General features: G+C 36.8%; 12 protein-coding genes. 9 read left to right on the top strand and 3 right to left on the bottom strand.

Annotation, left to right across the window (positions count from 1 at the left end; genetic code table 11):
- Positions 1–949 precede the first annotated feature (949 nt).
- From MF646_RS22975 to MF646_RS22965, 3 genes are all read right to left on the bottom strand, one after another.
- Positions 950–1,966 (bottom strand): CobW family GTP-binding protein, encoded by a 1,017-nt coding sequence (locus tag MF646_RS22975; protein WP_250098825.1) that lies wholly within the window; start codon positions 1,964–1,966, stop codon positions 950–952.
- A 25-nt stretch (positions 1,967–1,991) separates the two neighbouring features.
- The gene (locus MF646_RS22970; RefSeq protein ID WP_250098824.1) at positions 1,992–2,318 is read right to left on the bottom strand and encodes a hypothetical protein; all 327 of its coding nucleotides are present in this window, start codon (positions 2,316–2,318) and stop codon (positions 1,992–1,994) included.
- 137 nt (positions 2,319–2,455) lie between these two features.
- Positions 2,456–3,376, bottom strand: a complete 921-nt coding sequence (locus MF646_RS22965; protein WP_250098823.1) for a polysaccharide deacetylase family protein — start codon at positions 3,374–3,376, stop codon at positions 2,456–2,458.
- Positions 3,377–3,664: 288 nt separating this feature from the next.
- Here MF646_RS22965 and MF646_RS22960 point away from each other — a divergent pair, with 288 nt between their 5' ends.
- From MF646_RS22960 to MF646_RS22920, 9 genes are all read left to right on the top strand, one after another.
- Positions 3,665–5,365, top strand: coding sequence for a sigma-54 interaction domain-containing protein (locus MF646_RS22960; RefSeq protein WP_250098822.1), 1,701 nt, complete (start codon positions 3,665–3,667; stop codon positions 5,363–5,365).
- A 216-nt stretch (positions 5,366–5,581) separates the two neighbouring features.
- On the top strand, positions 5,582–6,412 hold the full coding sequence (locus MF646_RS22955; protein ID WP_250098821.1) for a carbon-nitrogen hydrolase family protein: 831 nt from the start codon (positions 5,582–5,584) through the stop codon (positions 6,410–6,412).
- A gap of 170 nt (positions 6,413–6,582) precedes the next feature.
- Complete coding sequence (locus MF646_RS22950; RefSeq protein WP_250098820.1) at positions 6,583–8,031, top strand: NCS1 family transporter; 1,449 nt, start codon at positions 6,583–6,585, stop codon at positions 8,029–8,031.
- Between the two features lie 123 nt (positions 8,032–8,154).
- Positions 8,155–9,375, top strand: a complete 1,221-nt coding sequence (locus MF646_RS22945) for a M20 family metallo-hydrolase (protein ID WP_250098819.1) — start codon at positions 8,155–8,157, stop codon at positions 9,373–9,375.
- A gap of 20 nt (positions 9,376–9,395) precedes the next feature.
- Positions 9,396–10,820: a dihydropyrimidinase gene (gene hydA, locus MF646_RS22940; RefSeq protein ID WP_250098818.1), complete on the top strand. Its 1,425-nt coding sequence runs from the start codon at positions 9,396–9,398 to the stop codon at positions 10,818–10,820.
- Positions 10,821–11,129: 309 nt separating this feature from the next.
- The gene (locus MF646_RS22935; RefSeq protein ID WP_250098817.1) at positions 11,130–12,572 is read left to right on the top strand and encodes a sodium:solute symporter family protein; all 1,443 of its coding nucleotides are present in this window, start codon (positions 11,130–11,132) and stop codon (positions 12,570–12,572) included.
- 23 nt (positions 12,573–12,595) lie between these two features.
- On the top strand, positions 12,596–12,757 hold the full coding sequence (locus tag MF646_RS22930; RefSeq protein ID WP_250098816.1) for a hypothetical protein: 162 nt from the start codon (positions 12,596–12,598) through the stop codon (positions 12,755–12,757).
- A gap of 11 nt (positions 12,758–12,768) precedes the next feature.
- Positions 12,769–13,521, top strand: coding sequence for an SDR family NAD(P)-dependent oxidoreductase (locus MF646_RS22925; protein WP_250098815.1), 753 nt, complete (start codon positions 12,769–12,771; stop codon positions 13,519–13,521).
- A gap of 26 nt (positions 13,522–13,547) precedes the next feature.
- A complete protein-coding gene (locus MF646_RS22920; protein ID WP_338035533.1) occupies positions 13,548–14,657 on the top strand; it encodes an oxidoreductase in 1,110 nt (369 codons plus the stop codon).
- Positions 14,658–15,269 lie beyond the last annotated feature (612 nt).

The following is a 15,269-nucleotide window of genomic DNA, read 5'->3' as shown; positions in this document are numbered from 1 at the left end:
TACATTATTCATTATCGTCTCATTTGAAGCAATTGGTTTTGTTTCGCCAAATCCTTTTAGTTGCTCCAACACTATCGTATGTCCTCGTACTTCAATGATCGTACCTGCTTCTAAGTCATCTAGCACATCAGATACACGATCAATTAATTCGATTGCTTCCTCTTTTAAAGAACTCTCGTCAAAATCAAATAGGATGTCATCTGGGAGGATGAGTGTTGTCTGATTTTAGTAGGTCGTTAGCGATACATCTTCCGGTACCTAATTCTGGCACCTTCGGGTAGACTCTATATTCTAATTGTCTAGAACTACTGTCGACAAATTCTGTCATATCTCGGGTGGTACCAGGCACCTAGATTTATGAGCGATGGGTATGGGAAGGGGAATCGGTTTGTAGGGAATTTTTCTCTCTATCCTCTAGACCTTCGATATAAGGCATACACACTCATTAAGACAGACTAACGTATGGTGGTGTGAGAGGTCGGAGGCTAGTCACCTCCTCCTACTCGATTGTGCATAAATAGTAGGGGCGCTGAAGAGCTTTGGTCCGGAGGAGAAACATCTTCTTCGAGTAGGCCGATGGTTTACTACATGAATAAACGTCTCGAATTTACCTCATGTCCCCTTGTGAGACGAACTTCTATTTTCGTAACCTTCACAGAGTGAATCTAAAAAACATCGTGTCTTCCAAGTAGAAGAAAAGAAGTGAGTCCGAACTTTTTCTCTTCGTTATACAACGTGAATTACTTCTAAAAAAACTCTATGAATAACCATCCTCGTAGAAGAGAAAGGATGAGCCAGGACGTTGCCAGGCGATAAAGCACATTCAATAGGGTTGTGCTATTGTGCATCTAAAAATAGAATCATTTTATTTGCAGCACCTCAAAATTCGTATAGAAGAGTTAGTTTAAGCACAAATAAATTAAAATTTTTCTGCTGTGAAACTTTCTTCTTATAAGGCTATATTTAACTCTAATAGCTCGAAGTTGGTTCCAAGGAAATTTTGAAAGGTATTCAGAGAGTCAAAAATACTATTTGGCTCAATCTCTCTTAGAATAAAAATAAGATGGGATTGTTTATTTTCTTCAGGCCACTTATTTAAATGGTCAGGGGGATGAATAATATGTTGTACTCCATTTAAAACAATCGGTCCAGATTCCCCCACATCCAAAAGGCCTTTTACCCTCATGATTTTCTCGCCGTTTGCATGAAGTAGCGAACTAAGCCATAATCCAAAAGCGGTCCAATCAAGAGGTTTATTAAATGTAAATGAAATTGAATTTATATTAGAAGAATAATGACTCTTATTTTCTGCCAATTTACTTAAATCATCGGTTCTAATTGAAACGACTTTGTTATTTCCTTTAATAATGTCGACATTCGCATTGCTGCCATGTATAGCTTCAACCATTTCGGTTGACGGATTAATTTTTTTTAGTTCCTTAATAAGAGACTCTTTTTCAAGATTGGATGTAATGTCTGTTTTTGTTAACACTATCTTATCTGCTATTGTTACTTGTTTTACTAACTCAGGATTATTTTGGAGGTGTATTTTTCCATTTTTTGCATCAACTGTGGTGATCACACAATCAATATAAAAATGATGCTGAAGTAATGGATTGGTTAATACAGTGAATAAAATAGGTGCAGGGTCTGCCATACCTGTCGTTTCAATTATTACGCGATCAAAATCAGAGGTTTTACTATGTTCTAAACTTAATAAGGATTTTAATTCCTTTTCGAGATCCTCGCGGTTATTACAACAGATGCATCCACCCTTAAGTAAGATTGTCTTTTCATCAGTTTTTTTTAGTAAATGATGATCAAGACCAACCTTTCCAAATTCATTTACAATGACAGCTGAATTTTTAAGTTCGGGTTTCTGCAATAGTTTTCGTAGTAGTGTAGTTTTTCCGCTTCCTAGACAACCAGTGACAACGGTAATAGGAGTTTTATATCTATTGCTCATGAAAGCTCATTCCTTTGCTGTAAGTCTAGTGTTTTCGAAGTTGTTCAAGTAAATATGAATCTAACGGATCTACTGGATATCCTAATAATTTTTCAGCTGTCTGCCAAAGCGTACCCAGATCATGTACGACTTCTTGATTTCCTTTAGAATCGCTTAAAATAAACTTACTGCCGTTCCATTCTTCTAGTTTTAATCTATAGAATTGTAGAATTTCATTACAAAGATGGGTTCGATGAATGCGAGTTCTTTGTCTCTCTCTTTGTAAATCACCTACAACTATTTCGCTAGTATCATCAGAGGTTTGATCCGTCCAATGTATTTGCATGACAAATTCACCACACAAAACGCACACGAAGGTTCCTCCTTTCTATTATTCAAGAATGTAAGAAATCCGCTTATACAAACGGATTTCTTAGTTAGAATAGGCGTACCAGGAGCTTGGATAGCCTAGAATAGAAAATGAAAGAGTGAATAGATCTTTATTCCGATTTACTCGTTATCTGTTGTAGCAGCAACTTGATCTACTTCTCCTTTAAATGGATTACGTTTAGCAAAATCATCAGCGATTTCATCAAATGTTACCCATCTTACATGGTCATGTCCGTTAATATATTCAATTAATCGTTCATGCATTTTTAATACTTGTGGTCGACCGCTAACATCTGGGTGAATCGTCATAGTAAATACCCCATAATCCATATTTTCATATACCCAGTCAAATTGATCGCGCCACATTTCTTCGATATCTCTTGGATTTACAAATCCGTGACTATTTGGTGATTTTTTAATAAACATCATTGGAGGAAGATCATCCAGGTACCAGTTAGCGGGAATTTCTATTAAGCTCGTCTCTTGACCTCGTTGTAAAGGTTTCATCCAGTCTTCAGCTTGTTTACGATAATCAATTTTTGTCCAGCTGTCACCAACACGGACATAGTAAGGAGTGAAGTCATTATGCATTAAGCTATGGTCATACTTAATACCATGCTTGTGTAATAGTTCATTCGTCACATTCGAAAACTCCCACCAAGGAGCAACGTAACCAGTAGGTTTTTTACCTGTTAGTTCTTCAATTAAATTAAGTGACTTTAAGAGAACGGCTTCTTCTTGTTCTGGTGTCATTGCGATAGGATTTTCGTGTGAATAGCCATGAGCACCAATTTCATGTCCACGATTATGGACTTCTTTCATTTGCTCTGGGAATGTTTCAATAGAGTGTCCTGGAATAAACCAAGTAGTTTTTAGGTTATATTTATCAAATAAATCTAGTAAACGCGGAGAACCCACTTCGCCAGCAAATAATCCTCTTGAAATATCATCCGGTGAATCTTCTCCGCCATATGACCCTAACCATCCGGCCACCGCATCTACGTCTACTCCATATGCTACTAAAATCTCTTTCTTCGCCATATATAACCTCTCCTTTTTGAATTATTCATTTTTTACGATGCAATTCCTGTGCCAACTATAAAATGCTATTTAAAAATTAATAAAACATAAAACAAAATATATGTAAGGGCTTTCTGATATTATACTATACGTCTTTTGAATAATATATTGTCTATTTAAAAACTTTAAATAATTAAGAACATAATGCATTTTTGCATATGCAACTTTGCAACTTTGCATTGATTATTAAAAATTCGGAATGTTATATTGAGAATATAGGAAAAACGGATTATAGAGGAGGAGAATGAATTGTCTTTAATAGATGAGGTGAAAAAGGGAAACGAACAGCTTTTTGAAATATTACCTTTTGGTTTAGCTCTTTTTGAACAGGCTAATAAAATGACTTTATTAAATAATGCCGTAGATATAAATATTTTTAAATCAAAAGATTTTATTTCTTATATTAACGAAATGATAGAATCACAAGCCCAAAATGAAGGTATTGAAATACACTATAATTCGGAGAATTACTTTTTACAGGGGATGCCAATAGTAGAGAAGAAGAATAGTACCTTTGCCGGTGTATTAGTTGTCGTGAAGGCGTTTACCGATGGTTTAGGAAAAAAGTACCAATCGTATAAAGAGCTAAGTATGGATTTACAAGCTATTTTTGAATCCTCATATGATGTGATTTATGTATCCGATGCAGAAGGGAAAACATTAAGAGTTAGCTCAGCATGTGAGAAGTTATGGGGGAAAAAGCAAAGTGAACTAGTCGGAAAAAATGTCAAAGAACTAGAACATGAGGGATTATACAAACCTTCAGTCACAAGGCTTGTTTTAGAGAAAGGAGAAAAGGTATCAACGATTCAAACGACAAAAACAGGAAAACGTTTAATGGTTGTCGGTACTCCAATTAAGGACGAAGAAGGAAACGTTTTGAGGGTTGTTAATGCTTCGCGTGATATTACAGAAGTCAGTAAATTAAAATCCGAAATTAGTGAGATGAAACAATTAATAAATGGGTATAAACAAGAGTTGATGGAACTAAGAAAGGAAAATGACCAACAGAACCCGATCATCTTTAATAGTTCGGAAATGGAGAGAGTTTTTGAATTAGCACAAAGGGTAGCACAGGTTGATTCAACTGTACTCATCTTGGGAGAGTCAGGGGTTGGGAAAGAGGTTATAGCGGGTTATATTCATCGAACAAGTCAAAAAGATAATAAACCGTTTATTAAGATCAATTGTGGTGCGATTCCTGAAAACCTCTTAGAATCTGAATTGTTTGGATATGAGAAGGGGGCCTTTACAGGTGCAAATCGTGAGGGGAAGATGGGACTGTTTGAGTCGGCAAATGGTGGAACTTTATTTTTAGATGAAATTGCGGAGATGTCTCTTCACTTACAAGTAAAACTGTTAAGAGTACTTCAGGAACAAGAAGTGATGAGAATCGGCAGTGCCAAGCCTGTGAAAGTTAATGTAAGAATTATTGCAGCAACTAATAAAAATTTACAAGAAGAAATAAAAAAAGGTTCATTTCGAGAAGATTTATATTATCGATTGAATGTAGTGCCGCTGCATATTCCGCCTTTACGTAAAAGAAGAGAGGACATATTACCACTGGTTCTTCATTTTATTGAGCATTTCAACAATAAATATCTTCAGAATAAATCATTTTCTCCAAAGGTATTAGATGCACTGCAACAATACGATTGGCCAGGGAATGTAAGAGAACTTCAAAACATCGTCGAAAGGTTAATCGTAACTTCTGAGGGGGCGGAAGTGACAATCAAAGATTCATCTGACATTATTGCTTCGTACCGTCTAAATCATGAAAAAGTACAAGTTTTAGAAATCTTACCTTTAAAAGAATGTGTTGAAATAGCGGAAAATCAGTTGATAAAATTAGCGCAGCAAAAGTATAGTTCGACAATTCAAATAGCAAAGGCTCTCAATGTAAATCAATCTACGATTAGTCGGAAGCTAAAAAAACTCGAAGCATTATAAGAGGATTCACTAGGTACTTGCTGGTACCTAGTGAATCCTTTTTTGGTTTTAGACAATAGTCATGCAGTTTTGCATAAATATTATGCTCCATGACATTTATCGCTAGCATTTTCTTTATGAGTTTATCTTTAATCTTTTAAATAACATACGTTAACAAGTTGGCACGTAAATTGCATTAGGAGTTTTTAAGTACAAAAGAGAGGAGGAAATAGATAAATGACAGGAGCGAATGTGTTAAGAGTTGCAGCTATTCAAATGAATTGTGAGCCTGGTAACAAGCAGATAAATTTAGAGCGGGCATATCAATTGATTTTCGAAGCTGCAAAGGCCGGTGCAAAATTAGTAGTTGTGCCGGAGCTATTTAGTACGGGTTACAGGGTTGAAGAAAATGATGTGGAGTTAGCTGAAACAATCCCGGGGGCAACAAGTAATTGGATGGTAAATGTTTCAAAAGAATTCAATATCACACTTGTGGGTTGTATTCTGGAAAAGGATCATACAAAGGGAATCATTTTTGATACGGGCGTTGTTACTAACTCCAGTGGCATCGTCGGAACATACCGAAAAACTCATTTGTGGGATCAAGAGAATACTAGGTTTACTAAAGGAGATGATTTACCAGTATTTCAATTAGAATGGGGTAATCTAGGTATTCAGATATGCTATGAGGTAGGATTCCCTGAGACTGCTAGAATTCTTGCATTAAAAGGTGCTGATATCATTGTATATCCATCAGCTTTTGGAAAAGCAAGACTATATGCTTGGGATTTAGCTACGCGTTCACGTGCTTTAGAAAATGGGTGTTTTGTTATTGCAGCTAATCGGTCTGGTATAGAAAAATCTGAAACAAGCTTTGGAGGAAATAGCCGTATTACAGGTACACAAGGTGAAGTGTTGGCTCATGCTGTGGAAGAGAATGAGGTTATTATTTCTGACATTGATTTAGATGAAGTAGCTAAGCAACGTCGCCGTATTCCGTATTTAAGGGATTTAAACAGAAAACTTTTTGCGGAAGAATTTAAAAAGTCTTCTTCAACAAAGGTCTAAAAGTTGGTTGCTGAGAAAGGGCTTTGTTGATAAAAATAAAGCCTTTCTCCGTTCTCCAATTAAGCGTTATAATACTTATTTTACGAAAACGATCCTAAAATAGAAATGTAAGCGCTTGCTAGTTGAGGTAGATATATTTAAAAGGCAAGAGAAAGAGGGGGTTCCAAACAATGAAACGGAACACATTAATTTCGAAGGATATACTTCCAACATTTCATAAACAGCGTGTAGTTTCTGGTTTAGGTTTTTTTAATATTTGGGTTGGAATGGCGGTTATTATAGCTACTTTCCAAATAGGTGCTAACGGAATTGATTCGATGTCTTTATGGCATTTAGCAGGAGCGATTTTATTAGCAAATTTATTAATCGCTATTGTAGGGAGTTTAAGTGGTGATATCGGAGTTGAACACGGTTTGTCTTTTGCAGCTTATATGAGGGCACCTTTTGGTCTAATGGGTGTTCATTTACCTGCTGTAAGCCGTGGTGTAGTAGCGGCGATCTGGTTTGGAATTCAAACATACCTTGGTGCAACAGCAATAAATTATATATTTAATAGTTTAGTAGGGTTTGATTCGTGGTTCTTTTGGTATGTGGCGTTTGCAAGTGTACAGATCATCAATACAGCACTGGGGATTAAGGCGATTGATCGCTTCGCCGTTATTGCTGCCCCTTCCATTATCATTATCTCAGTATGGATTTTTTCAAGAATGACAGGTTTGGCTGCTGAACAAGGAACGAATGTTTTTACGTATCAAGGAACAGCACAAACAACTACATGGTTCCTAGTAATGGTGGCGAATATGGGTTTCTGGTCAGCCCTTGCAATAGATATTCCGAATATTACAAGATACCTAAAAGCACCAAAAAATGAAAGAAATTGGTTCAAGCGCAATATCAATAACTATTTACCTCATGTTCTTGCCTTGCCTTTAGTTCAGACTTTTATGGGGGTAATCGGCGCTGTCAGTTTATTAGCTACAGGGCTTTGGAATCCAATTGAAGTTATTCAGTCTACTGCAACAGGTTGGATTATGATTGTGCTGCTCCTCATGGTTATTCTTGCACAATGGTCAACAAATACAGCGGCTAACTTAATCCCTGCTTCCTTAACTTTTGTTAATGCGGGAGCTAAAGTTAATTTATCTTACGTAACAGGAATTGTGTTAGCAGGAATTGTTGGTACACTTTTCCAACCGTGGGCTATTTTAGATCAGTTGTTTATGTTTTTAGGTTACTATGGAGCAATATTGTCAGCTGTAGCTGGGATTATTTTATGCGATTATTACATCATTAGAAAAAGACGCCTTAATGTGAAAGAGTTGTATGAGCCTGAAGGTCAATTTAAATATGATAAGGGAATTAACTGGGCAGGAATGCTGTCTTGGATTATTGCCGGAAGTATTGCTGTTTATTTTATTCAATATATGTACCTCATTGGATTCCCTCTTGGATTCATCTGCTACTATGTATTGATGAAATTCTGGTACTTAAAAAAGCACCCGCAAAAAGAAATTGTGTCTGACTATTCAGATGAATATTTAGGCACAACGGTTGGCCGTGATTGGGAAATAAGTGAAGGGTCAGCAGATAAAGAGATTGCTGCAACTAAATCTAATTAATTATTCAAGGAGTAGGGCCATAACAAATATCCCTACTCCTTCTATTGAAAAGAAGTGCAAATTTTAAAAACCCTTCAATGAAATTGCGCTAGAGTGTAAGGGGGAATTATATGGTCTTTATTGATGAAAAGGATAGATGGACATATTGAAACGCTAGCTCAATATACTTCAACTATTGATAAAGGTGTCACGAGAATTGTTTATACAGAGGAAGATAAAAAAGCAAAGGCTTATTTAAAAAAGCTAATGGAAGAGCTCTCACTCGCCATTCACGAAGACCAAATTGGTAATATTTTTGGGGTATGGGAAGGTAGCGCACCTAATCTTCCACAGGTCTGGGTAGGTTCTCACAGTGATGCACCGACAAATGGAGGTAAGTTTGATGGTGTAGTCGGGTTGATAGCTGCCTTAGAATCTATACGAATACTGAAGAGCCAAGGTTTTCAGCCGGTATGTGATATTGTTGTTGTGATATTTGCGGCAGAGGAACCAACAAGGTTTGGAATTGGCTGCATAGGAAGCCGAGCTCTTCTTGGTATGATTAAAGAAAGCGATTTCGATTCTTGGGTGGATGAGACTAATCGTACATTGAGAGAAGTGCTGCTAGAAAATAACAAAGATCCCGTTAGAGTATTAGATGAGAGTTTAAAACCTGATCGTATCAAATCTTTTGTTGAACTGCATATTGAACAAGCTGTCGTACTAGAAAGAGAGAAGGCTGTAATTGGTTTGGTTGATGTAATAGCTGCTCCTACAGAAATACAATTGGTCATTCATGGTGAACAGAGGCATGCTGGAAGTACTCCGATGGACTTGAGAAAAGACCCCGTTCCGGCTGCTTCAGAAGTTGTTTTACTAGTCGAGGAATTAACCAAACAAAATAGTACTAGCGTTGGCACAGTTGGAAAAATGACCATTAAGCCAGGAACTAGTAATGTGATTGCTGAAAAAGTAGAACTTTCCATTGATATTAGAGATATCAATAAGGAAATAAAGGATTCTATCGTTTTAAAGATGAAACAGGAAGTTTCTAAGATCATGGCTAAAAGAGGTTTATTTTATAACTGGGAGGTAAAGGGCGATGATTTTCCCTCAAAAATGGATGAAGCAAACTTACAGGTAATTCAGCAAATTACTGAGAGGTTAGAGCTGCCCTATAAAGTTATGCCTAGTGGTGCTTATCATGATGCACTGATTATGTCGCGAAAAGTACGCACGAATCTTATTTTTGTCCCTAGCAAAGAAGGAATTAGTCATGCACCAGAAGAGTTTACATCAACAGAAGAAATTACTTCAGGTATCAAAGTTCTTACGGAGTTCCTAAAGGAATTATCATACTCTTAATCTCTTGGGAGGACATTCAAATGAAAACGTTAATTAAAAACGGAAAAATTATTACAAATTCTGATTCATTTGAGGCAGATATATTAATTGAAAACGAACAGATCGTCGTCATTGGAAAGAACCTTACTCCTGATATTGATACGAAAATCGTTGATGCTTCCGGGAAATATATATTCCCTGGTATGGTAGATGAACACACTCATATCGAAAGTCCTTTTGGTGGCACAGTAACGGCACCATGGCAAACAGAAAGTGTAGCAGCAGCAATCGGAGGGACAACGACCGTTGTTGATTTTGCATTGCAAACAAAAGGGGAGTCTCTAATGGAAGGGATCAACCGTTGGAAATCTAGAGCGGAAGAGCAGTCTGCTATAGATTATGGATTTCATATTGCTGTTACTGATTTAAGAAAGGATACAATTGATGAAATTCCAAAAATTGTGGCAGAAGGCGTACCGACGCTTAAAGTGTTTATGGCTTATAAAAGTGACTTGATGGTCGATGACCAAACATTGTATCAGTCCTTAGAAGCAGCCAAGAATGTAGGGGCACTTGTATTGGTTCATGCTGAAAATGGAGCAGTAATCGATCTTTTACAAAGAAAGTGCCTAGAAAATGGCGAGACAGCGCCGTATTATCATGCTGTTAGCAGGCCGATAGAGGTGGAAACAGAAGCGACAGCACGTGCAATTGCTATTGCTGAAATAGTAGGAGCACCATTATTTATTGTCCATGTAAGTGGAGAGGAGCCTGCTCAGAAAATTAGGGAAGCAAAAGCAAAAGGGTTACCAATCTATGCAGAAACTTGCCCGCATTATTTATTTTTAACAGTAGATGAATTGAAGAAGCCTTATTTTGAGGGGGCCAAATATGTTTGTTCGCCTCCTTTGCGGGAAGCAAAGCATCAAGAGGCATTATGGAATGCTCTTCAAGATGGCACGTTACAGGCGATTGGTTCAGATCATTGTGCTTTTAATTTTTCAGGGCAAAAAGATCTGGGCAGAGAAGATTTCACCAAGATTCCAAATGGTGGAAATGGAATCGAGCATCGCTTTACTTTGTTATATACACAAGCTGTTACAACGGGGAAAATGTCATTAAATAAACTGGTTGATTTATTATCAACGACTCCAGCGAAAGTGAACGGTCTGTTTCCTAAAAAGGGTACGATTGCTATTGGAAGTGATGCAGACCTCGTTCTTTTTGATCCAAATGGGAAAAAGACCATTTCTTATCAAACATCTCATCAGGGGCTCGACTATGATATGTATGAGGGGTTTGAGCTTGAAGGGGCTATTTCTGACGTTTTTTTAAGAGGAACACAAATAGTAAAAGGAGAAAAATATGTGGGGAAATTGGGAGAGGGGAAATTCCAAAAAAGAACCCCTTACGGATTATGTTACGAAACTATTAATCATGTAAATAAAGAATCACAAGAAGTGTAATTTAAAAAGGAAGTTCCTTTCATTTGGGGAATTTCCTTTTTAGTTGTATGAATAGCTTCTCGAGTATTGTCTTTTTAAAAAGGGTTTGATTATAAAATTTTAAACCCTCTTGATAACGATGCAAATGTGCATAGTTAGTATGCAGAATAGAATGGATAACTTTGGATCTTTAGCTGAAAAGTTTAATCTCACTTGATATTTCATCCAAAAACAATGAGAAATTCATACTATTTGAAAGTTTCGTCAATTTGGCATGATTATTGCATTTTTACTATTGAAATCAAAATTTTGCTTATAGGAGGGGAAGTAATGGGATTAGCAGCTCAAGGTTATTTATTGGTGGCGGTTTCTGGAATCTTCATGATTTTACTTGCAATTTGGGCTAAGAATCAATTTTCTGTAAATAACACTGAGGCATATATGGTAGCCGGACGGGGGGTTCCAGCAGGAATTATAGCCGCGTCGATTATTGCAACAGAGTTATGGGCCGGGACGATCATGGCGTCGGCGGAAGGTGTTTATACGTGGGGGGTTGCAGGGATTTGGATGTATGCATTGCCGACCGCGCTTAGTTATACCGTCTTTTCATATATTGCTCCAAGAGTTAGGGAGTTAGTTCCAAAAGGAATGACGATAGGAGGCTGGATTAAGACACGTTTTGATAGTAAAGCTCATATTGTTTTTATTCTAGTTGCTCTCTACATTATGATTGTGTTTGCATTGTTCCAAGTGGTTGGAGGAGCAATTATGCTTCATTCGCTCTTTGGAGTTAACTACCAGATGGCAGCAGTTCTAGTTGCAACTGTTTTTACTTTAAATGTAATCATTGGTGGTTTGTGGAGTTCGGTTATTGCGGATTATATCCAATATATTGCTGTAGGATTAATAGTTATTTTCTTAGTGCCTTGGCTTATTATAGAGGCTGGCGGTCCATCGCAGATATATGCAGGTATCCAAAGTCTCGAAATTGCTTCGCAACAATTAAATTTATTTAGAGCAGATGCATTTTTGGGTTATTTTGCCGTTACTCTTGGCGGTTGGGGAGTTATCGCTACATTAAGTAATAGTTCATGGCAGCGAGTATTTGCTGTAGATAAGAAAGGGTTACGTAAAGCATTATTATTTGGTGGTTGGGGTTGGGTTCCGATCGCGATCTCTTGTAGTTTAGTAGGATTGGTTGGCTTGTCTTTAAACATAGAAGTTGCTAATCCGTCTGAAATATTCCCACAAGTTGTACAATATTTATTACCTTCAGGAGCCATTATTTTCTTTGCAACAGCGGTTCTATTAGCAGTGTATTCATCAGGTGATACTTATTTAAATGGTATTAGTTCAATGATTACAAATGATATCTATAAGGGATATGTTAATAAAAACGTATCTGATAAACAAACATTAAAGATTGCTAGAATTACGGCTGTTGTTGTAGCGGTGGTTATTGTTTTATCGTCTTTGAAGCAAGTTTCTTTATTAGAGTTAATGCTTTCTACAGGTGTTATGATTTCAGCTCCGTTCTTCCCATTAGTCTTATCTTTGTGGTGGAGAAAAACAAGTTCGTTAGCTGTAACTAGTGCGATTTCTCTCACGGTTATAGTTGCCGCGACTTTACTCTTGTTTACAAGTGTTCCATTATATATCACCTATATCAGTAGCTACATTCTTTCACTAACTGTGACAGTTGTTGTGACATTAATAAAGCCAGATAATTTTGATTTTGAAGCTCTTAAGAAAGAGAATGCTAAATCAGCCTAATACGAGAAAGGATGGGTCATATTATGGGTCTAACTGCGTTCACGTTTTTAATATATTTTTGTTTCGCTTATTTGGCGGTTACTATGGTTGTTTGTACAGTGTGGGTAATTAGAGACCGAGGGAAGTTAAAGCGTAAAGCTATTGAAGATCAAATTGAGACGAATACTAAAACAATAGATATGTGAGGAGTGTAAATATGAGGTTGGAAAGTAAAGTAGCTATTATTACAGGTGCTGGGCAAGGCATTGGCAAAGCCATTGCTCTTGCTTATGCAAAAGAAGGGGCAAACTTATCACTGAACGTTTTTGGATTATCCAAAGAAAAAGTAGATTCAATCTTAAATGAACTAAGTAATTATAATATCCAAGTAAGTATTACTGAAGGAGATATTACAGACGAAAGAGTTGTTAAAGAGTTAGTTGATAGAACTATAAATCAATTTGGACGAATTGATATTCTTGTTAATAATGCAGGAATTTTAACGCAAAGTCTCATTCAAGATATGAGTGTTGAAATGTGGGATCGGATGATAGAGGTTGATTTAAAATCAGTCTTTCTAACAACAAGGTATGTCGTTCCACATATGATTACACAAAAGTCTGGAAGAATTATTAGTACAGCTTCACAACTTGGTCAAAAAGGAGGAGCAGCTCTAAGTCACTATGCCGCGGCAAAGGCTGGAGTTATTGGTTTCACAAAATCGATTGCTATAGAGCTTGGACAGTATGGCATTACAGCGAATTGTATTGCTCCAGGGCCGATTGAAACGGAAATGGTAGCGGGCATTGATGAGGATTGGAAGGTTCAAAAGAGAAAAGAATTAGCGATCCCGAGGTTCGGAAAACCTGAGGAGGTTGCACCTACAGCGGTTCTTTTAGCTGCTGATCCTGATGGCAATATTTATACTGGGCAAACATTAGGCCCTAATAGCGGAGATGTAATGATGTAATAGGAAATTTAAACATATTGTTAGGAGTGTTTTATTTGAGTTTGAAATCTTTTGAAAAACTATTCTCTGGAATAAATTTTGCTGGTCTACATTTAGGTAATAGAATTGCTTTAGCTCCAATGACTCGTGTATCTGCATCTGAAGATGGATTAGCGACTGACCGCATGGTTAAGTATTATTCGAAATTTGCAAGTGGAGGGTTTTCTCTTTTAATTACAGAAGGGGTTTATCCAGATGAACAATACAGCCAAGGTTATTTATTTCAGCCTGGAATTGCTAATGACATCCAAACTGAGGCATGGAAAAAAGTAATTGATAGTGTTCATGAAAAAGGAAGTATGATTATATGTCAATTAATGCATGCAGGAGCTTTATCACAAGGAAATATCTATCAAGAAGAATCTCTTGGCCCTTCAGAGATTAAACCAAAAGGAGCGCAGTTAAGTTTCTATCGTGGGGATGGAGAGTTTCCTGTACCTAAGGAAATGAATCTTCAGGAGATTGAAAAGGTTAAATTGAGTTTTGTCCAAGCAGCAAAAAATGCAAAAAAAGCTGGATTCGATGGTGTAGAAATTCACGGTGCCAACGGGTACATCTTAGATCAATTTTTAACAGATTATACGAATCATCGAACTGATAAATACGGTGGTTCTGTGGAAAATCGTGTGAGGTTATTAGTCGAGGTTATTCAAGTAATTCGAGAGGAACTGGGCGACGAATTTCCGGTTGGCATAAGGATTTCGCAAGCGAAGGTTAATGATCCTGATCATAAATGGGCAGGGAAAGAAAAAGATGCTGAAATCATTTTTAGTCAATTAGCAAAAGCAGGGGCGGCTTTTATTCATATTACAGAGCCGAAAGCCTATGATCCAGCATTTGCTAATTCTAAGGTGACATTAGTTGAACTTGCGAAGATACATGGTGCTGTCCCAGTTATAGCAAACGGAGGGTTGGAGGATCCAAAACAAGCTGAAAGTTTATTAAGAGAAGGCTTTGCGGATATCATTAGTCTTGGAAAAGGGGCATTATCAAACCAGGATTGGGTGAAAAAAGTTACTAACAAACAAGAACTAGAGGAATTTAATGCTAAAGATCATCTTTTACCAATAGCTAATATTAAAGATAGAGAAGTCTGAGATTATCTAGTTTTTGAGGTTTAGACAGGACTGTCTATTCAGTTAAGGTAATGGGCAAAGTTGATAAAACAATTAATAATAGAAGAAAAGTATTCGCATGAAGCTTGCACCCCTTAATGTAGATGTTGAAAAGCCAAATTGGTCAACATTGATTTAAGGGGTGTTTTCTTTTATATTGAAAACTAGAAAGGTGGATCTATTAATGGACTTCGCTTTTTATATAGGAATGGCTACTTATATATTTGAGAGAGGTCTTATTATAAATTAATTAATAATTTGTTGTGTTTGTTCTTAGTTTATGATAGATTATTAAATCTAGCCGCAAAAATAAACTTTAAATTAACTCTTGCGCAGAATTGTAATTCGTGATATATTATTTCTTGTCGCCACGAACGACTGATTGATTCGGTGGTGGTTGCGAAAAATAACCTTTAAAAAGTTATTGCGCGGAACAAAATGATATGTTAAGATAATAAATGCCGCTGATGAAACAGCGCATAAGAGTTCTTTGAAAACTGAACAAAAGCCAAGCGAAATAGAGATACATGATATCTCATTAATTTCTAAAAGTGATTTACTATAATCACACAAAGTATCGTTAGCGATACATTT

It is taken from the genome of Halalkalibacter alkaliphilus (assembly GCF_023555415.1).
GTDB classification, from domain to species: Bacteria; Bacillota; Bacilli; order Bacillales; family Bacillaceae_D; genus Halalkalibacter; species Halalkalibacter alkaliphilus.
Note: the sequence above shows the minus strand (reverse complement) of the source record. Positions and strands in the feature narration are given on the sequence as shown.